This window comes from Rhizobium sp. A22-96 (assembly GCF_053521805.1).
Window position 1 is genome coordinate 1 of the sequence record NZ_JBNWDQ010000012.1, and the last position, 23,452, is coordinate 23,452.

The 23,452-nt window shown below is 60.0% G+C and carries 23 protein-coding genes and 1 riboswitch; of the genes, 9 read left to right on the top strand and 14 right to left on the bottom strand.

Annotated features, from left to right (window positions below):
• The first annotated feature begins 310 nt into the window (after nt 1–310).
• The gene (locus tag ACQZ6F_RS32925; RefSeq protein WP_449096289.1) at nt 311–2,164 is read left to right on the top strand and encodes an ABC transporter ATP-binding protein; all 1,854 of its coding nucleotides are present in this window, start codon (nt 311–313) and stop codon (nt 2,162–2,164) included.
• A 61-nt stretch (nt 2,165–2,225) separates the two neighbouring features.
• Here the strand turns inward: ACQZ6F_RS32925 and ACQZ6F_RS32930 are convergent, their stop codons facing one another.
• Nucleotides 2,226–2,603 carry a hypothetical protein gene (locus ACQZ6F_RS32930; RefSeq protein ID WP_449096288.1) on the bottom strand — a complete coding sequence of 126 codons (378 nt, stop codon included), beginning with the start codon at nt 2,601–2,603 and terminating at the stop codon, nt 2,226–2,228.
• A gap of 366 nt (nt 2,604–2,969) precedes the next feature.
• On the opposite strand from ACQZ6F_RS32930, the gene ACQZ6F_RS32935 reads away from it, so the two are divergent.
• Nucleotides 2,970–3,545, top strand: coding sequence for a YdeI/OmpD-associated family protein (locus ACQZ6F_RS32935; RefSeq protein ID WP_449096287.1), 576 nt, complete (start codon nt 2,970–2,972; stop codon nt 3,543–3,545).
• Nucleotides 3,546–3,672: 127 nt separating this feature from the next.
• On the opposite strand, the gene ACQZ6F_RS32940 is transcribed toward ACQZ6F_RS32935, so the two are convergent.
• Nucleotides 3,673–4,422, bottom strand: a complete 750-nt coding sequence (locus ACQZ6F_RS32940; RefSeq protein WP_449096286.1) for an SDR family NAD(P)-dependent oxidoreductase — start codon at nt 4,420–4,422, stop codon at nt 3,673–3,675.
• 131 nt (nt 4,423–4,553) lie between these two features.
• Between ACQZ6F_RS32940 and ACQZ6F_RS32945 the strand changes: the two genes are divergently transcribed.
• Nucleotides 4,554–5,174, top strand: a complete 621-nt coding sequence (locus tag ACQZ6F_RS32945) for a TetR/AcrR family transcriptional regulator (RefSeq protein ID WP_449096285.1) — start codon at nt 4,554–4,556, stop codon at nt 5,172–5,174.
• Between the two features lie 81 nt (nt 5,175–5,255).
• Here ACQZ6F_RS32945 and ACQZ6F_RS32950 read toward each other — a convergent pair whose 3' ends face one another.
• From ACQZ6F_RS32950 to ACQZ6F_RS32975, 6 genes are all read right to left on the bottom strand, one after another.
• A complete protein-coding gene (locus ACQZ6F_RS32950) occupies nt 5,256–5,513 on the bottom strand; it encodes a hypothetical protein (protein ID WP_449096284.1) in 258 nt (85 codons plus the stop codon).
• Nucleotides 5,514–5,546: 33 nt separating this feature from the next.
• Entirely contained in the window at nt 5,547–5,987 is a 441-nt protein-coding gene (locus tag ACQZ6F_RS32955) for a MarR family winged helix-turn-helix transcriptional regulator (protein WP_449096283.1), read from the bottom strand.
• A 10-nt stretch (nt 5,988–5,997) separates the two neighbouring features.
• Complete coding sequence (locus ACQZ6F_RS32960; protein WP_449096282.1) at nt 5,998–6,426, bottom strand: polyketide cyclase; 429 nt, start codon at nt 6,424–6,426, stop codon at nt 5,998–6,000.
• A gap of 169 nt (nt 6,427–6,595) precedes the next feature.
• A complete protein-coding gene (locus ACQZ6F_RS32965; RefSeq protein WP_077470978.1) occupies nt 6,596–6,919 on the bottom strand; it encodes a hypothetical protein in 324 nt (107 codons plus the stop codon).
• 185 nt (nt 6,920–7,104) lie between these two features.
• Nucleotides 7,105–8,163, bottom strand: a complete 1,059-nt coding sequence (locus tag ACQZ6F_RS32970) for a sensor histidine kinase (protein ID WP_068394696.1) — start codon at nt 8,161–8,163, stop codon at nt 7,105–7,107.
• Nucleotides 8,147–8,842, bottom strand: coding sequence for a response regulator (locus ACQZ6F_RS32975; RefSeq protein WP_136686933.1), 696 nt, complete (start codon nt 8,840–8,842; stop codon nt 8,147–8,149). Before ACQZ6F_RS32975 ends, ACQZ6F_RS32970 begins: the two co-directional genes overlap by 17 nt.
• Nucleotides 8,843–9,066: 224 nt before the next feature.
• Here ACQZ6F_RS32975 and ACQZ6F_RS32980 point away from each other — a divergent pair, with 224 nt between their 5' ends.
• From ACQZ6F_RS32980 to ACQZ6F_RS32995, 4 genes are all read left to right on the top strand, one after another.
• Complete coding sequence (locus ACQZ6F_RS32980) at nt 9,067–10,248, top strand: efflux RND transporter periplasmic adaptor subunit (RefSeq protein ID WP_449096281.1); 1,182 nt, start codon at nt 9,067–9,069, stop codon at nt 10,246–10,248.
• A 7-nt stretch (nt 10,249–10,255) separates the two neighbouring features.
• Nucleotides 10,256–13,405: a multidrug efflux RND transporter permease subunit gene (locus ACQZ6F_RS32985; protein WP_449096280.1), complete on the top strand. Its 3,150-nt coding sequence runs from the start codon at nt 10,256–10,258 to the stop codon at nt 13,403–13,405.
• A gap of 40 nt (nt 13,406–13,445) precedes the next feature.
• Nucleotides 13,446–14,933: an MFS transporter gene (locus tag ACQZ6F_RS32990; RefSeq protein ID WP_449096279.1), complete on the top strand. Its 1,488-nt coding sequence runs from the start codon at nt 13,446–13,448 to the stop codon at nt 14,931–14,933.
• Between the two features lie 237 nt (nt 14,934–15,170).
• Nucleotides 15,171–15,350, top strand: coding sequence for a hypothetical protein (locus ACQZ6F_RS32995; protein WP_136686931.1), 180 nt, complete (start codon nt 15,171–15,173; stop codon nt 15,348–15,350).
• Nucleotides 15,351–15,425: 75 nt separating this feature from the next.
• Here the strand turns inward: ACQZ6F_RS32995 and ACQZ6F_RS33000 are convergent, their stop codons facing one another.
• Nucleotides 15,426–16,799 carry a phosphatase PAP2 family protein gene (locus tag ACQZ6F_RS33000; RefSeq protein WP_449096278.1) on the bottom strand — a complete coding sequence of 458 codons (1,374 nt, stop codon included), beginning with the start codon at nt 16,797–16,799 and terminating at the stop codon, nt 15,426–15,428.
• A 498-nt stretch (nt 16,800–17,297) separates the two neighbouring features.
• A riboswitch (yybP-ykoY riboswitch) is annotated at nt 17,298–17,471 on the top strand.
• 1 nt (nt 17,472) lies between these two features.
• Here ACQZ6F_RS33000 and ACQZ6F_RS33005 point away from each other — a divergent pair.
• Nucleotides 17,473–18,033 carry a manganese efflux pump MntP gene (locus tag ACQZ6F_RS33005; protein ID WP_449096277.1) on the top strand — a complete coding sequence of 187 codons (561 nt, stop codon included), beginning with the start codon at nt 17,473–17,475 and terminating at the stop codon, nt 18,031–18,033.
• A gap of 69 nt (nt 18,034–18,102) precedes the next feature.
• Nucleotides 18,103–18,990 (top strand): cation diffusion facilitator family transporter, encoded by an 888-nt coding sequence (locus ACQZ6F_RS33010; RefSeq protein WP_077470985.1) that lies wholly within the window; start codon nt 18,103–18,105, stop codon nt 18,988–18,990.
• A 64-nt stretch (nt 18,991–19,054) separates the two neighbouring features.
• Here ACQZ6F_RS33010 and ACQZ6F_RS33015 read toward each other — a convergent pair whose 3' ends face one another.
• The 5 genes from ACQZ6F_RS33015 to ACQZ6F_RS33035 are packed head-to-tail and all read right to left on the bottom strand — an operon-like array spanning nt 19,055 to nt 23,321.
• Nucleotides 19,055–19,471, bottom strand: a complete 417-nt coding sequence (locus ACQZ6F_RS33015; protein ID WP_077470986.1) for a DUF2177 family protein — start codon at nt 19,469–19,471, stop codon at nt 19,055–19,057.
• A gap of 28 nt (nt 19,472–19,499) precedes the next feature.
• The gene (locus tag ACQZ6F_RS33020; RefSeq protein WP_449096276.1) at nt 19,500–19,871 is read right to left on the bottom strand and encodes a DUF2147 domain-containing protein; all 372 of its coding nucleotides are present in this window, start codon (nt 19,869–19,871) and stop codon (nt 19,500–19,502) included.
• Between the two features lie 27 nt (nt 19,872–19,898).
• Nucleotides 19,899–21,131 carry a class I SAM-dependent methyltransferase gene (locus tag ACQZ6F_RS33025; protein WP_449096275.1) on the bottom strand — a complete coding sequence of 411 codons (1,233 nt, stop codon included), beginning with the start codon at nt 21,129–21,131 and terminating at the stop codon, nt 19,899–19,901.
• Complete coding sequence (locus ACQZ6F_RS33030) at nt 21,118–21,951, bottom strand: DUF1365 domain-containing protein (protein WP_449096274.1); 834 nt, start codon at nt 21,949–21,951, stop codon at nt 21,118–21,120. The genes ACQZ6F_RS33025 and ACQZ6F_RS33030 overlap by 14 nt, the downstream gene beginning before the upstream one ends.
• A complete protein-coding gene (locus ACQZ6F_RS33035; protein ID WP_449096273.1) occupies nt 21,948–23,321 on the bottom strand; it encodes an NAD(P)/FAD-dependent oxidoreductase in 1,374 nt (457 codons plus the stop codon). The genes ACQZ6F_RS33030 and ACQZ6F_RS33035 overlap by 4 nt, the downstream gene beginning before the upstream one ends.
• Between the last annotated feature and the right edge of the window lie 131 nt (nt 23,322–23,452).

Consider the following 23,452-nt stretch of genomic DNA (forward strand, 5'->3'; position numbering starts at 1 on the left):
TGCGATCGAATGCATTTTCACAACTCCTTCATGAAAAGTTGCATCCGATTGAAGGTCCAACATTATGAGAACCTTACAGGGCCATCTCTCTCGCTGCTCTGCTCCCTTTTATTAAGACCGCCCCGCCCCCACCTCGGTCGCCCTCCCCCGGATACTCCCAAATCCGGCGCTTGAGCGCTTGGCATGCCTACCGCCGCATTTCTGACATAGCCCAGGGTGTATCAATTGTGATTGCAGCCGGAAGATGTTCCTATCTGAGCCCGTGTAAATGAGTCCCTCGCCTCCTTTCCATTTAGAACACCAGCGAGCCATGTCGATTTCAGACGCCATATACCGTCCCTTCGAAAAACTGATCCGGCCGCTCGATATCCCCTACCGGCCGCTGCCATCGAAGGGACCGGTCGCTGTCCTTCTGCATTTCATATCCATGTTTCGCGGCGTGTTGATTGGGCTCGCACTTTCTTCCGTGACGATGGAGGCCATCAACCTGACCATCGTCTGGGGCCTTTCGGTCATTGTCGATGGCGTCACGCAACAAGGCGCTTCCGCCTTCCTGCGCAATGAGTGGCCTCTACTCGCCTTTCTCGGCTTGTTGATCTTTCCGGCCATGCCAATCGCCTCATTTCTGCTGAATACGCTCACATCACATACGCTCGGCATTGGCATGCCGGCCGCTATCCAGTGGCAGGGCCATAAGGCGGTAGAGCGGCAGGATCTGGCCTTCTTCCACGACCTCTATGCCGGGCAGGTCGCTTCGCGGTTGCAGCAGGTTGCCTCCGCCGTCCAGCAACAGATCATTGCGTCGTTCCAGTCCATCCCCCGTTTCCTCTTTCAGTTGGTTGGCTCAGTTGTCCTTCTGAGCGCGCTGTCCTGGCAACTTGCCTTGCCTGTCGTTATCTGGATCGCGCTCAATGTGGCGTTCACGTTCAAGGTGGTTCCCAGCTTTGTCGAGCTCTCCCGCCGCACGGCCAAGCAGCGCAGCCTCGTCGCCGGCGCCATCACAGATCTCTACACCAATATGCAGATGATCAAGCAGTTTGCGGCTGAAGACAGCGAGGCCGGTGCCATCCGCCGCATCATCCAAAAATCCGTCCAGACGCAGCAAAGCGAACAACGCATCTATCGGACATCGGAACTGACCGTCGTGGTCCTGAATACGGCGTTGTGGCTGGCGATGCTCGCGATAGGCTTTTCGGGGCTCATCAACGGGTTCCTCTCCATCGGCGAGTTCGTCGGTGCCATCTATATCCTGAACCGGCTATCGGCACAGATCTTCACGTTCCTGCAGATGGGCCAACAGATGTTCCAGGCGGTTGGCACGATCAAGGACGCAATGCCTGTGATGACAACGCCACCCACCATTACGGACCGACCGGACGCTGCTGATCTCAAGGTCGAGAGCGGTGAGATCCGCTTCGAAGACGTCCACTTCGGTTACAAGACCGGCAAACCCGTTATCGCCGGGTTGTCGCTGACGGTTCTGCCGGGTGAGAAGGTCGGGCTCGTCGGCCTTTCCGGAGCCGGCAAGACGACGCTCGTAAACCTGCTCCTGCGCTTCTACGACATTGGAGATGGTTCGATCCTCATCGACGGCCAGGATATTCGGGTGGTCACGCAGGCAAGCCTTCGCCGCGCCATCGGTGTCATCGCCCAGGATGTCGCGTTGCTGCACCGCTCGGTCGGCGACAACATCCGTTACGGCCGGCCAGAAGCGACTCAGGATGAGATCGAACAAGCGGCGATCATGGCAAAGGCCGATGCATTCATTGCGGACCTTTCGGATAGCGACGGCCGCAAGGGTTACGATGCCTTCGTTGGGGACCGCGGCATCAAGCTCTCAGGTGGCCAGCGGCAGCGCGTGGCGATTGCCCGCGCGCTTCTGAAGAACGCGCCGATCCTTGTGCTCGATGAGGCAACCTCAGCTCTCGACAGTGAGTCGGAAGCCGCTATTCAGGAGAAACTCAACGTGATTATGGAGGGAAAGACGGTGATTGCCATCGCGCATCGCCTGTCCACCATTGCCAAGATGGATCGAATAATCGTGCTTGATAAGGGCCAGGTCGTGGAGGAAGGCAGGCCGGACGAACTGGTTGGTCAAGATGGCTTGTTTGCCCATCTGTGGCGACGCCAGACCGGCGGCTTCATTCCTGAGAAGCTCAGCTGAGGCTTGATCCACCTCTAATCAGCTTGCCCTTATAGCACCCCGGCCGACGAAATCGTCGATATCAACGCCATCCACCATCATAACGATAGTCCGAGCCGTCAAAAGCGCGATAGTCGGAGTCGTCCTCGTAACGCGGACCGTTGCTGTAACGGTAGCGCGAGCTGCCGTAATCGCGATAACCGACATTGCCTTCGTAGCGCGGGGCCCTGCTGTAGCGATAGTCTGCATCATCATCATACTGCGGACGATCCCTGTCCTTGATGAGAGCGCCGGCGACCAGCCCGCCGATGATACCTGCGGCCAACCCGCCAACGATGGCAGCCCCTCTGTCGCCGTGGCGGTGCTCACGATAGTCACGGGCATTAGCCGTCCCATAGGACGTCAGGATGCTGCCGGTCGCAACCACAGTGGCAAGTGTCGAGAGAATGATCTTTTTCATCGTCTACTCCGTCAGAGCCTGGGTGAGGAAGTAAGCTCTTTCTGGTGACTTAATGACATTGGCGCGCTGAACCGGCTGTGAATGTTGCATTTCGCTGCCGTTCATCAAGCGCTGAGCAGAGGCGCCACGCCATCGGCCCTGGGCTAACTTCGGCAGGCAGCTGTCCGGTTGAACTTGCTTAGCTGCGTATCGCGCAAAGAAGCCGCTCCAGCATCTTCTCTCGGTATCAATGCCCACGCAAAACCCAGGCGCTTTTATCCGAAACACCAGGTTTTGCGACATGAACGCCTGCATAGCTGACAGAAACTGTCAGTAGGTCGCTGCTACAAGATCGGATCACCAATTATCAGGGTTTCGAGCACCGTCATGGATGTCGATTTCAGCAAAGTTCAGGCGTTTCCGAATGCCGCCGCCTTCGATGCCTGGCTGGTCAGCAACCACTCGCAATCATCCGAGGTCTGGGTCAGGCTTTTCAAGAAGGGCTCCGGGACCGTATCGATGTCCTGGTCGGAAGCCGTCGTCACCGCACTGGCATGGGGATGGATCGATGGAATCAAGAAGAGCCATGACGAGGCATCGTGGCTTCAACGGTTCACACCGCGCCAGGCGAAGTCAGGCTGGTCGAAGATCAATTGTGCGCATGCCGAGAAACTCATCATCGAAGGAAAGATGCGTGACCCTGGACTTCAGGCCGTCCTTGCCGCCAAGTCCGACGGCCGCTGGGATGCCGCCTATGCCAGTGGAGCAACCATGCAATTTCCCGAAGCATTCTTGTCGATGCTGGCTGAGAACGCCGCGGCGAAGAGCGTCTTCGACAAGCTCGGCCGCGGCCGCCTCTTTTCGATCTACCATCGCATCCAGACTGCGAGACGGGAGGAGACCCGCCAGCGGATCATGACCGACTTCGTCCGGATTCTGGCGGAAGAAGAACAGTCAGGCTGAATCGGATTGTCAGGCCTATGATCCGACCGAGAGGGCGGCCCGATAAAATCGGGCACCTGCCCTTTCTTGCGGACATTCGCGAGGGATCACAGCATCGTGTGGGAGTGCATTCCTGGTGGCCTTTCGGTCACCATGGAAGAATGCCGCTCGGGCCGGTAAAGGTCCCGGTCGGGCTCTCAGTGTCGAGCGCGGCGCGGACAAGGTTGCGTGCCCCGACTTCCACCGTATCCGTGCCCTGGAAGTTGTTCAGCGCCGTGGCCGTGAAGCCCGGGCTTGCCGCATAGACCTTGATTCCCTCGGGTTCGAGATCGATGGCAAGCGACAGCGTGACGGCATTGAGAGCGGTCTTCGAGGCTGCATAGATGACACCGAAGCCGGCCCGGTACTGGAAGCTCGGATCCGCATTCAGCGTCAGCGACCCTACGCCGCTCGAGACGTTGAGGATGCGAGCGGACGGTGCCGCGCGAAGGAGCGGCAGCATTGCCTGAGTAAGGGCCAGAACCGCAAAGACGTTCGTCTCCCAGACGGTCCGCATTTCGTCGATCGATGCGACGCTGGCCCGACTCGCCGCCATATTCTCCTCAAGCGACCGGCCCGGTCTTCCGGCGTTGGAAATGGCGGCATTGTTGACGAGAAGGTCGAGATGACCGAATTCGGACCGGATGCGGTCGACGGCGGCGGCAATGCTGGCGGCATCCGTCACGTCGAGTTGGATAGCATGAGCGTCGGCGCCGATGCTTTCGGCTGCTTCACTGCCCTTTTCGAAATCACGCGAGCCGAGGAGAACAACATAACCGTTAGCGACAAGCTCGCTGGCGATCTGCCGACCGAGGCCCTGATTTGCTCCGGTAACCAGAGCGAGCATCTTTTCCTGCATGAAAAGCATCCTTTATGATGAAGCAACTTGTTGGAATGCACGGAACTAGGTAATGAATTAAGCGGATCAACGATCCATATATAGGCATATACGGAACAATGATCCACTTATCAAGGGGCATGTGTCTTTCGATGGACTCGCGGGACGACAGGGAAAAGAGTGGCGGCACCAAGCGTCGCCTGCGGGCGGACGCCAGGCAGAACGAGGACATCCTTCTGCAGGCGGCAAAGGAGGTGTTCGTGACTTCGGGGGTCGATGCTCCGGTGCGCGAGATCGCGTCGAGGGCGGGCGTGGGCATTGCAACGCTCTACCGTCGTTTCCCGAAACGGTCCGACTTGATCCTGGCCGTCTTCCGCCGGGAAGTTGACGCCTGTACCGAGCAGGCCGCCGTCCTTGCGGCGGCGCATCCACCCGGCGAGGCGCTGGCACGCTGGTTGAAGCGATTTACAGGGTTCCTGGCCGCCAAGAAGGGGCTTGTCGCAGCCCTGCATTCCGGTGATCCCGCCTACGACGCTCTGCCTGCATATTTCCGCTCCAATTTCGAGCCTGCGCTTGCATCCCTGTTGAAGGCCGCAGCTGCGCACGGAGACGTTCGAGGGGATGTCGAGCCGGGCGACCTGCTGCGCACGATCGCCTACCTGTCCATGGCCGTGTCGGAGCCGGCCGGCGAGGCGTATCTCGATCGAATGCTGAGCCTGCTTGTCGACGGACTGAAGTTCGGCGGCGCCGCGGCCGAGGGACGACGCCTCTGATTTTTGGTCCGCTTGCCATGTCGGGCAGTGCTCACGAAGAGATAGCCGGCTACAGCACGGCCTTCATACAATCTCCTGCGATCATTCTGGGTTGCTGCTGTAAAGGCTGGGCGAGACATCTTCGTCGGCAAGCTCGGGAAAAAGCTTTCTTCGCATCCGAGCAAGGGCTTCGGCTTCCTGGCTGCTTCGCTGCAGCTGGATTGCAGTCACGTCCTCGAATGGCGACCCGTCCGCCTGTGCGATCCGAACCACTCCGCCATTCGCCAGGAAGTCGCAGAACGACCGCAACGATCTGAGACGCGTTGTCATTTCCACATAGCGATGGTCGTCTCCGGGCAATTCGATCTCCTCTTGCGACGGCAATCCCGGTCGTTAGCGAATGTCGCCCGCAAGCTGTTGCAGCATAGCGACAAGTTTCGCGTCGTCCACCGGCTCAAAGAAAGCCGCATCCGCACTCTCGACGGCGACAATGGCACGCTGTGCCGATGCCGCTCCAGCCTCGGTGATGCGAATGACCTTGGCGCGGGAGTCCTTGGGATCGGCCTCTCGTGCAACCAGCCCTTTGGCCTCAAGCCGGGCAATCACATCCGAAGTCATCTTCACGTCAGTGCCCGCCTGAGCGGCAAGTTGCACCTGATTGGGGGGCTCGCCACAACGACCGAGCCACATCGCCGAGGCCAACAGCACGAACTGAACATGTGTCAGGTCAAGCGGGGCCAGCGCCGCCGTCATGGCGCGCTGCCAGCGCATGGTCGTTCGCCACAGCAACAGTCCAGGGCTGTGGGATGGTCCCTCTTTAAAACGCGTCTTCAAATGCTCTCCATCAACCAAGATGCTCAAACTCCTTCGCCTTTTCGAACAGCCTGGCCATCGTGACGTCGAAGTCGCCGCTGATCTGAGGTCCGAGTTCCGGTCCTACTTCGCCGGTCGAGGGGCCGGAGATCTCGAGGCGGTGGGTCACTTGCGTGCCACCTTCAACCGGCGTCAACGTATGCCGGAACAGCAATGTCGTATCGCCGAAGGACGTCTCGTCGGCATAGGTCACATTCTCCACAAGGTCGACAATGGTGGCTTCGAACGTGTCCTGCCCCATGGGAGTGACCGACACCCGCGTGCCCTTGGCAAATGGCCCGTGCAGCACGAAGGTGTCGGCGCCTTCATAGGTGAGACGGCCTTCGTGCACTGCCTTGAGTGCGTTCCAGATAGCTCTTGCCGGGAGGGGGGAAATGGCGGTGTATTCATTGGTCCACATTGCCTTGGCTCCGTTCTTCCTGCTCGATGAGCGATTTAATCTATACACAGATTATCTGTGCACAGACTATATTGCAAGAAGAATCTTCGAGCCTCATTGGACACCCTTCCCGGCGCCCTTGCAGGTGCGGATTCCGGCATTTCTTACCGTTGGCGGAAGCCATCACACCTCAATTATCAAAAGGCGGCTCATAGGTCTGGCAATTGGAGAGACGGCAACTTCCATCTTTCGCCGGCACCCAATCGTCAGTCGCGACATCGCCGGAGTCGCAATAGTCACTGTCGCGCACATAACGGTCATAGAGCGTGCCGGATTGCCGCGTTCCAGGATGCGTCACGATAACAGCTCCCTCGCGGTTGATCGTCTGGCGCAGCGCCGCACAGGTTTGCGTGGTCGAACTGATGCGCGAAATCGCTGAAGCGGGATAGGCAGACGCGACGGTAACACCGAACAGCAGGATTGCGCTGGCGGCGTATGATAGTGAACTTGGCATGACGGTCCTCCCTTGAGTCCATTGGTAATATAACCAATTCCACAGGGACCGGTTCCAAACAGCGCTCGGCTCGATATCAAAGATTTGTGACTATTCGGCCTGCATCGGGAGGCCGATGGGGGATGCCGATCTCATGCGCGCGCCGGCACTGGCTCACACACGCAGCGACGAAGCGCGATCCGGTATCAAGCGCGTGGGATCGTGACGGTGACTTTCGTGCCACCTCCGGTTCGCCGCTCGATCGCGGCGCGCCCGCCATGCGCTTCGGCGATGGCTTCGACGACGGAAAGTCCGAGACCCGATCCGCCGGTCTTTCGCGTGCGCGCATCGTCGGCCCGCCAGAAGCGCTCGAACGCATATTCACGCTCCACGCCCGTCATTCCCGGCCCATTGTCGGAAATCGATATCAGACACGCGTCGCCCGCCACTTTCACCACTGCTTCTAGCTTCGATCCGGGAGCATAGCGACCAACATTGTCGATGAGGGCCAGGACCGCCTGTCGGATGCGAGCCCGGTCTGCGCTCAGGATGACGCGCTCGAGACTGGTTTCGACCTCGATCCGGCAATCGGCAAGAGTTGGTGCCGCCGAGCTTATGACGTCGGCGACCTCGGCGGCCAGATCGAACCGCGTGCAATCGAGCTCCATCCGCCCGGCATTCATCAGCGACAGCGTCTTCAGGTCATCGACAATCCGCGTCAGCGCGTCGATGTGTCCGATCAATCCACGGAAGACGTCCTGGCTTGGCTCATAGACGCCATCCGCAAGACCCTGCATGCGACCGCGCAGGATGGTGAGAGGTGTCCGCAATTCGTGGGCGATGGCCGAATTCGAGTACTGCAGCTCCTTTTCGGCCTTCTGCAGCTTCTCCGCCATCTGGTTGAAATCCTCGATCAGGCGGTCCGCTTCACCGAAGGTTCCCTGCCCGGTCGCACGGCCGGTAAAGTCACCTTCGGCGATCGTGCGGGCCGCCTGCGTCACCGCGACGAGCGGTTTGACCAGCCGCCGGGCAAGCCGCCAGCCGACATAGGCGCCGACGGCCTGACCGATCGCGACATTGATGGCCAGCACCACGAAGTCGGTCGGCGCCCAATCTTCCGACGCACTGGGGTCGGGAAACAGCCAATCCCAAACCCAGCCATAGATCAGGAAGCCGAAGAACATCACCGAAAGCGACACGAACGCAACGATGGTGGTCGACCAGACGATCTGCCGGTTGAGACTGTTCCTAACCAAACTCGCCAAGGCGGTAGCCTATCCCTCTGACACCGTTCAGAAGATTGCCGACGCCGGCCGCCTCCAGCTTTTTGCGCAGCTTGCTGATATGGCTGTCGACCGTGCGGTCCAATGCGTCTCCTTCGGGAAGACAGGCATCGACGATCTCGCCGCGCTCGAAAGCCCGGTTCGGGGAGCCCGCCATATATTCGAGAATGCGGAATTCGGTAAGGGTCAAGGGAAGCGCCGCGCGGCCGTCCTGAAGGTCGACATAGGCGACGTGAGCCATCGGATCGACGGAAAGCCTGCCGACGCGCAAAACCTTATTCGTCAGGCCGCTTCCCGTGGCACGTCTGAGGATGGCGCGTGCCCGTGCGACGACCTCGGCGGGGTTGAAAGGCTTGACGACATAGTCGTCCGCGCCCGAGCGCAGGCCGTGAAGCTTATCGAAGTCTTCGGCAAGGGCCGTCACCATGATGACAGGCGTATCTCCGCGCTGACGGATCGTCGCGAGGACGGCGTAACCATCGACTTTCGGCAATTTGACGTCGAGGACCACGAGATCCGGCCTCAAACGCTGATGATGAGCAAGACCGATCTCGCCGTCGGAGGCCGTCAGAATCCGGAAGCCTTCGCGCGCGAAATAGCGCTCCAGAATATCGGAGATCTCCGGCTCGTCTTCGATGATCAAAATAAGCGCATTTTCCATTCGCACCCCCTTTCCATCAGGAAAGGCTGAGCCGGCCCGGCAGTCAATATTCAATCGTCCGCCTCCACACAACCTCCACATATAGCAAACAGAAGCGCAACAATCTGCAGGTCATATCGTATGCGGCAACAAGCATGGGCTGTATCCCGGCAAGCTCCGGCCGAGCCCATGCATTTCCCTTCTTTTGATCTCGCCTTGACGGCGGGTAACCAGGACATGCATCCATGCGGACTACCCCTAGACCGACGCGCCCGAGGGCCTATCTCCTCGCCTGGCTTCTTCTCGCCTCGACGGCCGGAATTGCCCATGCACAGGAAAGCGCGGAAGTGCCGGCGCCAGCGGTCGGTGTCATCAAGCTTGTCGCCCATCCAATTCCCGTCGCAAACGAGCTTCCGGGCCGCATCGCCGCCACGCGCGTGTCCGAAGTCCGGGCGCGCGTCTCGGGAATCCTGCAGGAACGGGTCTTCGAGCAGGGCAGCCTGGTGAAGCAGGGCGACGTCCTCTATCGCATCGATCCCCGCCTCTTTCGAGTGAGGGTTCAAAGCGCCGAGGCTTCCCTGCAGCGCGCAAAGGCAACGCAGGCAAATGCACGGCAGCAACTGGAACGGCAGCGCGCGCTTCGCAAGCAAAACATCGCGACAGGCGTCGATTTCGATACGGCGAGCGTCAATCTGGCCCAGGCCGATGCCGATGTGGCGCTGGCGGAAGCAACGCTCGAAGAAGCAAGGATCAATCTCGACTATACCGAGGTACGCGCTCCGATCACCGGGGTCATTGGGGCGGCGCTGGTGACCGAGGGGTCGCTGGTCACAGCTGACGGATCCTCCAATCTGGCCCTGATCCAGCAGATCGATCCGGTCTACGCCGATTTTACCCAGTCGGCACAGGATCTCCTTGCGCTGAAAAGAGCCGTTTCCCAGGGCAAACTGGAGAGCTCCGGCCGGAGCCAGGCACGGGTCGAACTGGTCTTCGACGGCGGCGACGTTTATCCGCTACCCGGCAAGCTTCTCTTCTCCAATGCCGGGGTTGATCCCAATACGGGCCAAGTCACGTTGAGGGCGGAATTTCCGAATACCGGCGGCGACCTGCTGCCCGGCATGTATGTCCGCGTGCGTATCGAGCAGGCGATCCGCAAGGACGGGATCACCATCCCGCAACGTGCCGTCACCCGGACGGCGGAAGGCAAGCCGCAGGTCTTTGTCATCGGCGCAGACGGCAAAGCCGAAGCCCGCGACGTCGTACTCGGCCAGGCGCTCGATGCCGAATGGAGCGTCGACTCCGGGCTGAGAAATGGCGAGACGGTCGTTGTGGACGGTGTCCACAAGATCCAGCCGGGCAGCAAGGTCGTGGCCGAACCATGGGTCGCCACACAAAAGGAACAAGGCCCCGAGCAGGCGGCAAACTAGGTATCCAATGGCACAGTTCTTCATCAGGCGCCCCGTCCTCGCATGGGTTTTCGCCCTATTCATCATGATCGCTGGCATCATCGCGATCCCGTTCCTGCCGGTCGCCCAATATCCGAACGTCGCGCCGCCGCAGATTTCGATCTCGACTTCATACCCTGGCGCCTCGCCGCAGGAGATCTATCAGGGCGTCACACGACAGATCGAGGAGGAGCTGAATGGCGTCGCCGGCCTGAAATATTTCGAGTCCACATCCGACAACTCGGGATCGGTCAGCATCAGCGCCACCTTTGCGACGGGCACCGATATCGCCAAGGCGACCGTTGATGTGCAGAACGCCATCCGCCGGGTCGAGGCCCGCCTCCCGGCGACCGTCAGGACACAGGGCATCGATGTCGACGAGGCGGGCTCGGGCTTCCTCTTGATCGCCGCTCTGACGTCGACCGACGGCAAGATGGATGAGATCGCGCTTGGCGACTACATCAACCGCAACATCCTGGGTGAGCTTCGGCGCTTGCCGGGCGTCGGCCGGGCGCAGCTCTTCGCCTCCCAGCGGGCGCTGCGCATCTGGATCGATCCCAACAAGATGGTCGGGTTCAAGCTCACGACAGAGGATGTCAACGCTGCCATCACGGCCCAGAACGCTCAGGTCGCGGCCGGGCAGATCGGTGCTTCGCCCAATCCCGTTTCCCAGGACATCACGGCCAGCGTCATCGTTCAAGGTCAGCTTTCCAGCCCCGAAGCCTTCGGCGACGTGATCCTGAGGGCCAATGCCGACGGCTCGACCGTGAGGCTTCGCGATATCGCCCGCATCGAAAACGGAGCCGAAGCCTATTCGTTTGCGACGCGCCTGAACGGGCAGCCGAGCGCCGGCCTTGCGATCCAGCTATCGACGACGGGCAACGCCGTGGCGGTGTCGAACGCCGTCAAGGCAAAGATGGACGAACTGGCCCGGTTCTTCCCCCAGGGCGTGAAGTATTCCATTCCCTACGACACGAGCCCGTTCGTCACTGCCTCCATCGAAAAGGTCGTTCACACCCTAATCGAGGCGATGGTGCTTGTCTTCATCGTCATGTTCGTCTTCCTGCAGAATTTCCGCTACACGGTCATACCGACCCTGGTCGTGCCGGTCGCGCTGCTCGGAACATGCGCGGTGATGTACGCCACCGGCTTCTCCATCAACGTGCTGACCATGTTTGCCATGGTGCTCGCGATCGGCATTCTCGTCGACGACGCCATCGTCGTGGTCGAGAACGTTGAGCGCATCATGGTGGAAGAAGGGCTGCCACCAAAGGCAGCCACCCAAAAGGCGATGGGGCAGATCACCGGCGCGATCCTCGGCATTACCCTCGTCCTGTCCTGCGTCTTCGTGCCCATGGCCTTCTTCCCCGGCGCCACCGGCGTTATCTATCGGCAGTTCAGCCTGACAATGGTGGTCTCGATCATCTTCTCGGCCTTCCTGGCCCTGTCGCTGACACCGGCACTTTGCGCCACTTTCCTCAGGCCCGTCTCGGCAAACCATCACGAGAAGAAAGGCCCCGGCGGCTGGTTCAATCGCAAGTTCGAGCAACTGACATCAGCCTATTCGGCATCCATTGCGGGTGCTGCAAAACGCTCGCTGCGGATGATGGTGATCTACCTCGCGCTGTTCGTCGGCGTCGGCTACCTGTTCGTCAACCTTCCGACGGCATTCGTTCCGGATGAGGACCAGGGCACGCTGATTGCCGACGTGCAGGGGCCGGCCGAAGCCAGCGCCAACCGGACGGTCGCTTCGCTGAAGCAGGTCGAGACGATCTTCAGGCAGGAGCCGGCGGTCGAAAACATCTTCACGATCCAGGGATACAGCTTTTCCGGCAGCGGCCCTAATGCCGCCATCGCTTTCGTGACGCTCAAGGACTGGAGCGCACGCGGTGACAACAATAGCGCCCAGGAGATCGCCGACCGCGTCAACAAGAAGCTGTTCGCGATCAAGGATGCGACATCCTTTGCGCTCTCGCCGCCTGCTATCGATGGCTTCGGGACGACCAATGGTTTCTCATTCCGGCTTCAGGACAGAGCCGGAAAGGGCCAGCAGGCGCTCAAGGCTGCGAGCGACCAACTGATGAGCAGCGCCGCTGCCAGCAGTGTGGTGACCAATGTCCGAACCGAGGGGATGGCCGAGGCGGCACAGGTCGTGCTGGTCATCGACCGCGACAAGGCCAATGCCTTTGGCGTCTCGTTTGCCGATATCAACAACGCGATCAGTGCCAATCTCGGATCGTCCTATATCAACGACTATCCGAATGCGGGCCGTATGCAGCGCGTGATCGTCCAGGCCGAGGGACGCAGCCGCATGCAGTCCGAAGACCTGATGAAGCTCAACGTCCGCAATTCAAGCGGCGGCATGGTGCCGCTGTCCTCCTTCGCTATTGCCCGCTGGCAGAAAGGCCCTCCGCAGATCGTCGCCTATAACGGCTATCCCGCCATGCGCATTACCGGCGAAGCCGCACATGGTCAGTCGTCGGGTGCGGCCATCAAGGAGATGGAGCGCCTGGCGGCAGCGCTTCCGGAAGGATTCGGTTTCGAATGGTCCGGCCAGTCGCTCGAGGAGATCGCTTCCGGATCGCAGGCTCCGATCCTGTTCGGCCTTTCCATCCTCTTCGTCTTCCTGCTGCTGGCAGGTCTTTACGAAAGCTGGTCGATCCCCTTGTCCGTCATGCTGGTGGTGCCTCTCGGCATTGGCGGCTGCGTCCTTGCCATGTCCTTGCGCGGGCTACCGAACGACATCTATTTCAAGGTCGGCCTGATTGCGATCATAGGCCTGTCGGCGAAGAACGCCATTCTGATCATCGAGTTTGCCAGGGATTACTATGCCCAGGGCAAGTCGCTGCTGGAATCGGCCGTCGAGGCAGCACGAGTCCGATTCCGGCCGATCATCATGACCTCGCTTGCCTTCACGCTGGGCGTGGTGCCGCTGGCGATCGCCACCGGGCCCAGCGCGGCAAGCCAGAACGCCATCGGAACCGGCGTCCTCGGAGGAATGATCTCGGGAACGATCCTCGCGATCTTCTTCGTCCCCGCCTTCTTTGTCTTCGTACTGAAGCTGATGAGGACGAAACGGCCGGTCGCCGACCCCGGCGCAAGCGAAGCCGCCCAGTCCGTCTCAGAGGCCGCGCAGTGATGTCGTCAGCCTGTCCGTCAAACCTTCCTACAGGTGTCCAATGCGCTCCAATCCGTGGCTAGTGCTTTCATCCGTCATCCTGGCGTTCACGCCTGTCGTCGTCGACATGACGGTTCTCCACGTCGCCATTCCCACCCTCACCCTTGCCCTGGGCGCATCGGGAACCGAGGTGTTGTGGATCATCGACGTCTATCCGCTTGTCATGGCGGGCATGCTTGTCCCGATGGGCACGCTTGCCGACAGAATCGGTTATCGGCGCATGCTCCTGGTCGGGCTTGCAGTCTTTGGCGTCGCATCCATCGGCGCGGCATTCTCGACCACCGCAGCCATGCTGATTGCCGCACGAGCGGTACTCGGCATCGGCTCCTCGATGATCATGCCGTGCATTCTTGCCGTCATCCGGCAGACATTCGAAGACGACGCTCAGCGCGCAAATGCGCTCGGCGTCTGGAGCGTAGTCGGCATGGCGGGTGCAGCGATCGGCCCTCTCGTCGGAGGCCTGCTTCTGGAGCATTTCTGGTGGGGCTCGGTCTTCCTCATCAACGTTCCCATCATGATGATCGTCATCCCCTTGGTCTGGCTTCTCGTTCCCGCCACACCGGGCAATAGCGAGGCCGTCTGGAGACCCGGGCAGGCGGTGCTGCTCATCGCAGGACTTATCCTGACCGTCTACGGCGTGAAGTCCGGGTTCAAAATGATGCCGAGCATCTTCTGCCTCATCCCGCTTCTCGCGGGCCTGGGCTTCCTCACATGGTTCGCCAGCATACAGATGGCGTCCGACAACCCGATGCTGGATCTTTCGCTATTATCCAAGCCGGTGATCGGCATCGGCCTGCTGATGGCCTTCGTTGCAAGCGCCTCGCTTGCCGGCTTCGAACTCGTTCTGGCGCAGGAGCTTCAGTTCGTCCTTGGCAAGACACCGCTCGAGGCGGGCATCTTCATGCTGCCGCTGGTGATCGCCGCTGCCGTCGGCGGCCCCTTGGGAAGTAGGCTCGCCACTCGTTTCGGTTTGCGCATCGTCGCCTCGCTGTCGATGGCATCGGCGGCATTCTCTCTGCTGGCGATCGCGTTCTGCGACTTGGCGCAGGACACCTATATCGTCGCCGGTCTCCTGGCCATTCTCGGCCTTGCGCTCGGAATTGGCCTTCTGGCATCGTCCATCGCGATCATGGGCGGCGCGCCGAAGGAAAAGGCCGGGGCAGCAGGCGCGCTGGAGAGCAGCGGTTATGAGCTCGGCGGCGGCCTGGGTGTGACCCTGTTCGGCGTCCTGGTCAATTCGATCTACAGATCGTCGTTTTCGGATCCATCCATGGCCAAGGACGGGGCCTGGAATTCCATCGGCGAAGCGATGACCGTCGCACGTGCGGTAGGCGGCGCCCGAGGCGTGGAGATCGCGGCTGCGGCACAGGCAGCCTTCGGCACGGCGCATGGATCGGTTTTGATGCTGGCCGGCATCATGATCGCACTGCTTTCCGTCGCCATCTTCATCTCGCTTCGCGACACATCCCCGGAGCACGAACATCCGTAAGGCGTGCGCTCGGAGGATTTATCGGCTCTTGAAAGAGACCGGGATTGATCTCGCGCGGGGACGTTCGTGGGCAAGTCTAACTCCCGACCATCGATCGCTGACGATTTCTCCACGCGACCTCTACAGTCGTCTGCTTTGAATTCGATCAATCATCTCGAAAGAGACCCGCCTTACCGGGCATGCGAACCGCCCCGTTCGGGCTCCCAAAAAGCCGAGGCTTGGAAAGCAATGGAATCAATGATGCTGTTTCGTCTGCTGCCGGCAATCTGCTTCATCGCAATGCTTTGCGGCATCGTGCTGTCCATAGCCGTGGTACGGATCGGTGACGTCCATATCCGAGCGGCTGTCCAATATTCCGGGGTAGACCCGATCAATGGACCGCCCGGCTTCATCCGCGTCCACGCGATGCGGCGCTGATATGGCCGGGCGGCCTGAGCAGATGATGTCGAGCGAACCGCCGCGGTAACCACAGCGGATGTTGGCTTTTGCCCTCTATTTGCTCTGAGCCGCCTTGCGTTCCGACAGGTCGATTGCGCTCATCGATGCCGCATAGAGATTAAGGCGCGAATAGACACCGAACGAAGAACCATCATCCAGAAAACCGCCGCCAGGGCCTTCGGTCTCGGTCAGAATCCGATTGGCTTCCTCGAGCGTCAACGACGGAAACGCCGCAGTCAGGAGATGGCCAGCTTCCGGAGCCAGCGTATTGACGTCTTCCTTCACGCCGAAGTTTTTCGGGTAGACGACAGGCAGACCGTAGGTCTGCGTGGCATCATAGGCTGCCTGGTTCATGGCCGGGTTGCTGAGCCGGCCGATGTCGTCCTGGGCGCATGTTTTGATGTCCGCACCGCAGATGGTCTTCAAAGTTTCAGTCAGATCGGCTCGCGCGGCGGTTACGGCTGCCTGATAGTCCTTGATCACAGGCGCGCCCTTGAGGGTCTGCCCGACATAGGCGGGATCGTTGGCGAGCAGGTGCGCGAGATCGTAGGTCGCAAGGGTGCGGCCACCGAGGACGTCCATCGCATAATGCGCGCCCATCAGAATGCGGTCGTTGCCATATTCCGACGCGCGCGTGATCATTTGCGGATAGCGCTCGGGGACGAGCACCGCCAGCAGAATAGACCCCATGAAGCCGTAGGTCGTGTGCCCGCTCGGGAAGGACGGGCTGTCGATCAGGTTCATCACCGGCCCGCGATTGTAGACCGTATTATTCGCTGGCACGCCGAAGTAATCGCGGCCGACAATGGGGAGGACCTGCGGTTCGGTCTGGAACGGGCGCGAGTCGCCAAAAGCGTCTGCACCTGACGTGCCGGCCGGCCGGCCGTAATTCGAGCCGAAGATATCGGTAGTGCCGCCAATCTGTTTCAGAATGTCGGCTGCCTCCGCCGAAACGGGTGTCTTGCCATCCGTGGTACCGTTGGCGAAGAAGTACTTCCCGGCATTGGAATCAGAGCCCGTGGTCGAATTGGTATAGGCGATCAGGTCGGCTACAGCCTGCGATATGCTCGTGAAATGCTCGCGATCCTGATAATGCGCCCGCGCGACATAGGCGCTTCCAAGCGTCGTCCCGAGACCGTCAGCCAGTTCCGCCAGATTGCCGTCGGTGATATAGGCGTCCCTGAGCGCTTGCTGCTGCTGCTCTGTAAAGGGGAGCAAGGTCGACTGACGGATATCGCCCGTCTGGATGCCGCCAGTGACGGCGTAGTTCGAAGACAGGGCTGCCTTCCCGCTTTGCGTTTTGCCCAGCAGCGTCAAAGGGCCCAACCCTTTGAGCACCGCGAGGTTGGCGACGGTCTGCGCCTCCCCGGGGGCAGCATAGCTGAGGCTGAGACCAAGAGCGACCGCAGCACATTGCAAAATCCGCATCGTTTAACTCCTTGGCAAGGCGATTGATGGCCGAAACAATTCCCCGCCATTTTCGGTTTGGCAACACGTTTTTGCACCGCATCAATCAAGCCTCTCAGATCACTAGCCAATTTAATGATCGGCCCGGCAGAGAAGGGTGGCCTTGCATTCGGTCGCGATAACCGGCTGCCATCACCAATCCCTTTCCGGTTGTCCGGACGGCTTCCACACACCGCAATGGCGCCGCGAGACCAAAGGCGGGTCCACCCAAATTTCCATGGCAAGCGACTCCACATGGCCCCGCCTGCAGCAAACTCCGTCGTCGATCGCTTATTGCACAGGGCCCTGATGCATGAGGCAAAGCGCGGCCTTTTCGAGCATTTGAAGGGAGAGTTTTTGCGACTGATTTGCATATGCATTTGCAACTGCAAAACACTCTGCAAATATTTGGAAAATAATGATAATTTCGATGCTGTCGGCACGACTTTTGGTTGACAGGAAACCCTCGATGAACTAGGTCCTGCGGGCATCGGGGAGTAGCCACCGCTGACCCAGCGGGAGCGTGTCAACACACTCGTGCGCATTGCACGTGGCACGTTCAGTCGATTGATCGGCTCGGCAAGACCGTGGCGAAGCCCGCCTGGCTCGGACAAGGCGGAGGACGCCCGGTTTGCATGTCCGCGAGGCTTTCGAGATGTCATTCTTTGCAATTGTCGTACTGGCGTTCAGCATGTCCATGGACGCGTTTGCCGTTTCTGTCGGTCGAGGTGCGGCCATGGGCCGGCCCCGCTTTTCGGAAACCATTCGCACCGGCATCGTTTTTGGTGTCGTGGAAGCGATCACGCCTGTCATCGGCTGGGCAGCCGGCGTTGCGGCAGCAAGATATGTCAGCGCTGTCGACCATTGGATCGCGTTCGGATTGCTTGCTGCCGTCGGTGCAAACATGCTCTACACAGCGATCCGAAACAAGGCGGATGACGACACGCGCCCGGCCATGTCCTTTGCGGTATTGATGGCAACCGCCATCGGCACCAGCCTCGACGCGATGGCCGTCGGCGTCTCGCTTGCATTCCTCCAGGTCAACATCATCGTCATCGCTGCCGCCATTGGCGCTGCAACATTTCTGATGTCGTCGGGTGGCATGTTCGTCGGACGGTTGATCGGCGAGCGTTTCGGCAGGATTGCCGAGGGTATAGCCGGCGCGGCGCTGATCGGGCTTGGCAGCTCCATCCTGTATGAACATCTGCTCGCCTGACGGCGATCGACAGCAGACTATGGTTTTGACGATAGGCTTGCAGCGGCCTTTCCTGATAATGGGACCGATATGGAACGATCTCTGAAAATTGCCCTCGGAAGTTTCGGCGTCAGCCTCCTCGTCCTGGCAATCAAGTATGCGGCCTATTGGGTAACCGGGAGTGTCGCGCTCTTATCGGATGCGCTGGAAAGCATCATCAATGTCGTGTCCGCAGTGGCGGTTATCGTCTCGGTGAAGATCGCGTCCCAACCGCCGGACGAAGAGCATCCTTACGGGCACCACAAGGCGGAATATCTTTCCGCGGTGCTCGTGGGCGCCCTGATCATCGCGGCTGCCGTTGCCATCATGCATGAAGCCTATAACGGCTTTCTTGCTCCCAAGCCGATCGATGCGGCTTGGACCGGCCTTGCCGTCAGCTCATTTGCGACCGTGATAAATGTGGTATGGGCCAACCTTTTGATGAGGCAGGGGCGTATTCAACGCTCGGCATCCCTCGTCGCTGATGGCAAGCACCTGATGGCCGATGTAATCACCTCTCTCGGTGTCGTGGTCGGCGTCGCCCTAGTCGTCTGGACCGGGATCACGCAACTCGACGCGGCCATCGCGGCACTTGTTGCAGTCCATGTTCTCTGGAGCGGCTGGGGCGTCCTGAAGGAAAGCGCAAGCGGCCTGCTCGACGAAGCAGCTCCGCCCGAAGAGCTGGCGCATATCCGGGAGATCATCTCCCTCAACGCCGATGACGCCATCGAAGCCCATGCCCTGCGGACGCGCCACGCCGGCAAGGCCACCTTTATCGACTTTCATCTTGTCGTCTCGGCGACAATGACTGTCGGACAATCTCACGATATCTGCGACCGGATTGAGGACGCCCTGCGCGAAGCGATTTCCGGAGCAATTGTAACAATCCATGTAGAGCCCGAACACAAAGCCAAGCACAAGGGAATCGTGGTCGTGTGAAGGGTTGCGTTTCGCATCCTGCACCGGAGACCAGGCCAGTCGGAGACCTGTCTCTCAAATCACCTTATGCGCCTGCAGACCCAACCAGGCGCTCGGTTAGCCATTGGCCGCTCCCTGCTGCAACGGCCGACAGAAACGTGCCCCATAGCAGATCGGCTATGGTTAGGGTCGTCGACCAGTTCCTGAGGGTCGACTGATTGGTCAGGTCATAGGTCGCATAGGCGGCGAAGCCGAAAACCGCCCCATAGAGCACGGCCGTACCGAGCGAGCCGAATGTCAATCCGGGCCGCACCGCCAGGAAGGTCAAGGCGGCCGCATAAATCAGATAGAAGGCAATGGCCGGCGCCAGTTGGAAATTCGGCGCCAACAGGTCTCCGAGCATGGGGCGATAGAGCCGGTCCGCCATGACGCTCAACCAGATAAAATCGATCGCGACGAACACGATCAATGTGGAGAGGTAGGCGACGATATAGGTTTTCACCGGAGGTTCCTTCGCGGCTATCAGTCAGTCAGTGGATACGTGTCCAGTCGACACCCTTGCATATCAGGCCTGCGATGACGCAGCCCCTCGTCGTCATCCGATCGCCGCTCACCGTCACCGTGATCCTGTAAGTCAAATCCCGTTGCGGATCGAAGGCGCTGCCGGAATAAACACCATCCGCGCCCGGCTTTATCGTCATGACCAGCTTGTCGCCGGCCTTCTCCGTCGGTGTTCCCGGCTTTATCCAGGTGTTTACGGCGCAGATGTTCTTGCCGCAGGGCGCAACCCTGACCTTGGCGTTGCCGTCTCCGCGCGCCCATTGTCCATCTATGGCAGCGGCATGCGCGCTTGTCGCGAAGGCAATGACGAGGAATGCCGAAGCTCGGATTGTCGATCTCATGCGCAGGCTTCCTTATGCTTCCCGCCCTCAGGCATGCTCGATCGTGTAGAGCCCAACATCTATGCTTCCTTCCTCGAATCCGGCTTCGCAATAGCAGAGGTAGTAGTGCCAGAGCCGCCGGAAACGCTCGTCGAAACCGAGTGCGGCGATCGCCGGCCAGCGGGCATGAAAACGGGCACGCCATTCGGCGAGTGTCCGGGCATAGGACTTGCCAAAGAGTTGCTTGTCCCTGAGCACGAAGCCCGCCTTGGAGACTGCAGCTTCAAGCGCGGAATCGGACGGCAGGAAACCGCCCGGAAAAATGTATTTCTGGATGAAATCGGTGTCGCGGCGATAGCTGTCGAACCGGCTCTCTTCGATGGAGATGATCTGCAACACGACGCGGCCGCCGGGTTTGAGGCAGCGTTTCAGCGTCGCGAAATAGTGCGGCCAATAGGCTTCTCCGACAGCCTCGAACATCTCGATCGAGACGATCCGGTCGAACTGGCCTGTAAGGTCGCGATAGTCCTGCAGACGCAGATCGACTTGATGAGTCTGTCCGGCCTTATCGACCGCATCCTTCGCCCAGGCGAGCTGCGAGGGTGACAATGTGACACCCGTCACCCTCGCTTTTGCCCGGTCCGCCAGGAATATGGCAAGTGCGCCCCAACCACAGCCGATCTCCAGCACGTTTTCGCTGCCATCGAGATCAAGCCTTTCCAGGATACGCTCAAGTTTGTTCTGCTGTGACGCTTCAAGCGTTTGAGCCGATCGGTCAAAGATCCCGGAGGAGTAGAGCATCGAAGGGTCGAGCCATTCCTTGTAGAAATCATTGCCGAGATCGTAATGCGCTTCGATATTGCGTCGGCTGCCATGCTTGGTATTCGCATTCAACAAATGTTTCGCGCGATTGATGAACCGCATGAGGGGGCTGCCGGTAACCGTCGGCGCGAGCGCCTCCGTGTTTCTGGCAGCAAACCGGATGACGGCAGTCAGATCCGGCGTCGTCCAATCCTCGTCGAGATAGGCTTCAGCGAAACCGATATCCCCTGCGACGATAACGCGGCGCAGCATGCGCCATCGGCGGATGACGATCATTGCCTCTGGCCCTGGCTCACTACCAATTTTCTCGATCAGGGCACCGGACGGCAGCTCTATCCTGAGCCGCCCATGGCGAATATTCCGCAACAGCCGCAGCAGAAGGTGGCCAGCAAAACCAAGCCCATCGGTATCCTTGGAGGCATTGAGCGACATGCGGGAAAAATCGTCAAACGGGCTCATGAACATCGACCTTTCGATGGGATGCCTTCCCGTCTGCGTATGGTGGGCGGACGAATGAAACAGGCTCTTGTGGTGGAGTTGGATGCACGCGCAGGCGGATGCCCTTCAGCCAGATCTTCAGCGCTTCCCAATGGATGCCGCCAACGACCCGGAGCGTCAAAAAGGGGATCGCGAAAAATGCCTTGAGAAGGGCTTTGTCCGTGAGCGCGGTGCGGCGTGCCACATGCCGGGCGGTCATCACAATCCCGTCGCGATCGAACGTCTCGATCCGGATCGAAAGCAGCTCGTCCGGCGGTGACACGCGGAATTTGTAGCGCAGATCCATGTCCATGAAGGGTGAGACATAGAAGGCCTTGTCGCAGTGCTGGACAATTTCGGACCCTGAACCCGCTTCGACGGGAATCATGTAGCCATGGCGTTCGCCGAATGTGTTGTCGACTTCCCAGAGGATTGCCTTCAGCGATTCATCCCTCGCATAGCAGAAGAAGACGCTGAGCGGATTGAAGGCCCAGCCGAGCAACCGCGGCATGGTAAGCAGCCGGATCGCCCCGCCATCCGGCTCGATGCCGGCTTCGCGCATGCGTTGCTCCACCTGCCTCTTGAGGTCGGAGCCGGAGCGATCGCCCCGATCCTTACGATAGAACGAGAAAAGATTGAAGCGGTCGATCGACAGCAGCCGCAGGCGCCGGTCGATTTCATCGAGTTCGTCCAAATCGATCAGCAGCGAATAGATGCGATAGGAAAGCCTATGCTGTTTCGGCTTCAGCCGCGCATGTGTGACATGGCCGGGAAACAATGCCGAGTGAAGGTCCACCCTCATGCGGTCGCCTCCACTTCGACTGGCAGCTCGATTGGCCTCACAAGTGGCTTGCGGACAATGCGGGCGCTTTCCTGCGCTACTTGCCACGGCCGGCGCAGACCGCCGAGATCTTCCGCAACGGCTAGCCCCGCCTGGATGCCGTCCTCGTGAAAGCCGGAACCGAAATGAGCGCCGCAGAACCAGGTGTTTCGCACACCCTGGAGCGACCAGATTTCTTTCTGGGCGCGGTCCGTGCCGAGATCGAAGACGGGATGTTCGTAAACTTCACGGCAGATCACCGTTTCTTCCCGCGGCTCACGGCGGGGATTGAGCGTCACGAAGGTCGGCGCCGCGGCTCCCAGCGGCTGCAGCCTGTTCATCCAGTAGGTGATTGCAGGCTGGCTCGGTTCGCCATTCGTATCGGCGACATAGTTCCAGCTTGACCAGGCAGCTCGCCGTTTCGGCATCAGGCTGATATCGCCATGCAGCACGGCTTCGTTGCGAGAATAGCGGAACGCGCCGAGAATACGCTTCTCCTCGGCGCTCGCATCCGCGAGCATGCGGAGAGCCTGATCGGCATGCGTGGCGATGACGACGTCATCGAACACATGCCGGCCGCCAAGGGCATCGTCGAGTTCGACGCCCGCCGGGTTGCGGCGCACGGCCGTCACCGGCGTCGATAACAGGATGCGATCAGCGAAATGACGAGTCATGCGCGCCACATATTCGCGGCTGCCACCCTTGACCGTGCGCCAGACCGGCCGGTTCCACAATTCCAGCAGCCCGTGATTGCGGCAGAATCGCACGAAGCTTGCTGCCGGATAGGCACCGACTTGCATGGCGGGCGTCGACCAGATGGCCGCTGCCATCGGATAGAGATGATCATCGCGGAACGGACGCCCGTAGCCATTGCGGGAGAGGTAATCATCGAGCGAAATACCGCCCATCATCGCGAGGTCACGAGGCGCGTTGCGATAAAACCGCACGAGATCGCGCATCATCGACCAGAAGCGCGGGCTGACGAGATTGGACTTCTGTGCCAGGAGACCGAAGCCTGTGCCGCCGGAATATTCATAGCCGCCATTGTCGAGCGAGACGGCAAAAGACATGTCGGACGCCGTCGTGGGCACCTCAAGCGTGCGGAAAAGAGCCGTCAGATTGGGATAGGTGACTTCGTTATAGACGATGAAGCCTGTATCGACGACGACCGGACCGGCAACACCGTCGAACTCTACCGTATTGCTGTGGCCACCGATGCGATTACCCGCCTCGAAGACAGTCACGTCGTGCCGCTGCGACAACAGCCAGGCGGCCGAGAGCCCAGAAATGCCGCTGCCGATAACAGCAATCTTCAGGCGCCGTCCGCCTCCGTTTCGATCGTAATCACCCATCAAAACCCTGCTCTCCCAATGACCGTTTCCTGGTTCACAAGACAGATACGCAAGGGAAAGGAGTCTGGTTTCGCGCATCGCGAGATTTTTTTGCACGGGCGCGAAACCGGTCGAGTGCGATCACCGTAAAT

Coding starts and splice junctions, on each gene's coding strand:
- ACQZ6F_RS32925 (WP_449096289.1), top strand. CDS start 311: ATGTCGATTTCAGACGCCATATACCGTCCCTTCGAAAAACTGATCCGG.
- ACQZ6F_RS32930 (WP_449096288.1), bottom strand. CDS start 2,603: ATGAAAAAGATCATTCTCTCGACACTTGCCACTGTGGTTGCGACCGGC.
- ACQZ6F_RS32935 (WP_449096287.1), top strand. CDS start 2,970: ATGGATGTCGATTTCAGCAAAGTTCAGGCGTTTCCGAATGCCGCCGCC.
- ACQZ6F_RS32940 (WP_449096286.1), bottom strand. CDS start 4,422: ATGCAGGAAAAGATGCTCGCTCTGGTTACCGGAGCAAATCAGGGCCTC.
- ACQZ6F_RS32945 (WP_449096285.1), top strand. CDS start 4,554: ATGGACTCGCGGGACGACAGGGAAAAGAGTGGCGGCACCAAGCGTCGC.
- ACQZ6F_RS32960 (WP_449096282.1), bottom strand. CDS start 6,426: ATGTGGACCAATGAATACACCGCCATTTCCCCCCTCCCGGCAAGAGCT.
- ACQZ6F_RS32965 (WP_077470978.1), bottom strand. CDS start 6,919: ATGCCAAGTTCACTATCATACGCCGCCAGCGCAATCCTGCTGTTCGGT.
- ACQZ6F_RS32975 (WP_136686933.1), bottom strand. CDS start 8,842: ATGGAAAATGCGCTTATTTTGATCATCGAAGACGAGCCGGAGATCTCC.
- ACQZ6F_RS32980 (WP_449096281.1), top strand. CDS start 9,067: ATGCGGACTACCCCTAGACCGACGCGCCCGAGGGCCTATCTCCTCGCC.
- ACQZ6F_RS32985 (WP_449096280.1), top strand. CDS start 10,256: ATGGCACAGTTCTTCATCAGGCGCCCCGTCCTCGCATGGGTTTTCGCC.
- ACQZ6F_RS32990 (WP_449096279.1), top strand. CDS start 13,446: ATGCGCTCCAATCCGTGGCTAGTGCTTTCATCCGTCATCCTGGCGTTC.
- ACQZ6F_RS32995 (WP_136686931.1), top strand. CDS start 15,171: ATGATGCTGTTTCGTCTGCTGCCGGCAATCTGCTTCATCGCAATGCTT.
- ACQZ6F_RS33000 (WP_449096278.1), bottom strand. CDS start 16,799: ATGCGGATTTTGCAATGTGCTGCGGTCGCTCTTGGTCTCAGCCTCAGC.
- ACQZ6F_RS33005 (WP_449096277.1), top strand. CDS start 17,473: ATGTCATTCTTTGCAATTGTCGTACTGGCGTTCAGCATGTCCATGGAC.
- ACQZ6F_RS33010 (WP_077470985.1), top strand. CDS start 18,103: ATGGAACGATCTCTGAAAATTGCCCTCGGAAGTTTCGGCGTCAGCCTC.
- ACQZ6F_RS33020 (WP_449096276.1), bottom strand. CDS start 19,871: ATGAGATCGACAATCCGAGCTTCGGCATTCCTCGTCATTGCCTTCGCG.
- ACQZ6F_RS33025 (WP_449096275.1), bottom strand. CDS start 21,131: ATGAGCCCGTTTGACGATTTTTCCCGCATGTCGCTCAATGCCTCCAAG.
- ACQZ6F_RS33030 (WP_449096274.1), bottom strand. CDS start 21,951: ATGAGGGTGGACCTTCACTCGGCATTGTTTCCCGGCCATGTCACACAT.
- ACQZ6F_RS33035 (WP_449096273.1), bottom strand. CDS start 23,321: ATGGGTGATTACGATCGAAACGGAGGCGGACGGCGCCTGAAGATTGCT.